The organism is Bartonella sp. AP57NXGY, from assembly GCF_042195805.1.
Taxonomy (GTDB): Bacteria; Pseudomonadota; Alphaproteobacteria; order Rhizobiales; family Rhizobiaceae; genus Bartonella.
The window spans coordinates 1-1028 of sequence record NZ_JBHIOZ010000371.1 but is presented as its reverse complement, the minus strand read 5'-3'; the positions used below and the strand labels follow the sequence as shown (position 1 = coordinate 1028).

General features: G+C 35.0%; 1 pseudogene. It reads right to left on the bottom strand.

The features are described 5' to 3' along the window. Window positions 1-815 precede the first annotated feature (815 nt). Window positions 816-1028, bottom strand: a pseudogene (locus ACFIL8_RS10925) (hypothetical protein); the annotation flags it as partial.

Genomic DNA, 1028 nt, shown 5'->3' with positions numbered 1-1028 from the left:
GCCTTAACCACTGCTTCTTTTAAAATGCGCGTCATCTTATTCGGAACGCCTTTGACACGCCCTTGACCTGCCTTTGGTGGTATACGCTTTTTAATGGGTTGTGGAGCCTGATGTGTATTTTCTGATGTCATAAAATACGCCCTCCAGATAATAAAAAACCCCGCATTTGCGGGGATTCCAAACTGCACTGCCTCTCGTCTAGACACAATACGCCTAAGTACAGCAATGTCATTAAATACGATTTGCTACATTTTGTCAACACAAAAATAACACATATTGATATATTTGAAGAGAATCTGTATAAAGCGAAGATGCAACAATGAAAAACAAGATAAAATCTAATGTTATTATCGTATTTAAAGAAAATTTCCTTATTCGGAATAATAAGTATCTTATTCACTAGTCATGTAAGTAGTCAACCATTAACAAAACATGTTTCTTCGGAATCTCCATGCCCAAAGGGGCAAATTGCCGTTTTTCGTGATCTACAAAAACGGTCCTCTTTTATTACTTGTATTTCAGAAGGAATGTTGGATTATATTTATAACGACATCCCTAAAGAAATCTCTACAGGTCCATTTAGAATAATTTCTATAGAGGCAAACAACTATCTTCGTATACTAAGACGTTATTTTAATAAAAACAATAGAATAGAATGGTTTGTAATAGGCTTCATAATAATCACCATAATGTCTCTTCCGATTAACATACTCTGGCGATTTAGATTAAAGATTTCTGCGTTTTTATTTGCAATAATGACCGCCTTAGTTATTATTGCAATACCATATATATATGGATATATATATCTTTCACATCTACTTTTTTGAAAAGTACTTCTGAAGCGCATTAAGAGCAACGCGTAATGAATTCACAAGATATGGTAGCGTTTGATCTTCTATAACGAGGTACTGTAGCGCAGCGTGAAGATTATACTGTCTATAGAGGCATTGCGCTTCTTTTAGTGCCTCTTGCGTGTTTATAAACTGCTCTGTTGCAAATTCTACCCATTTATCTCTTGCCTTATCATC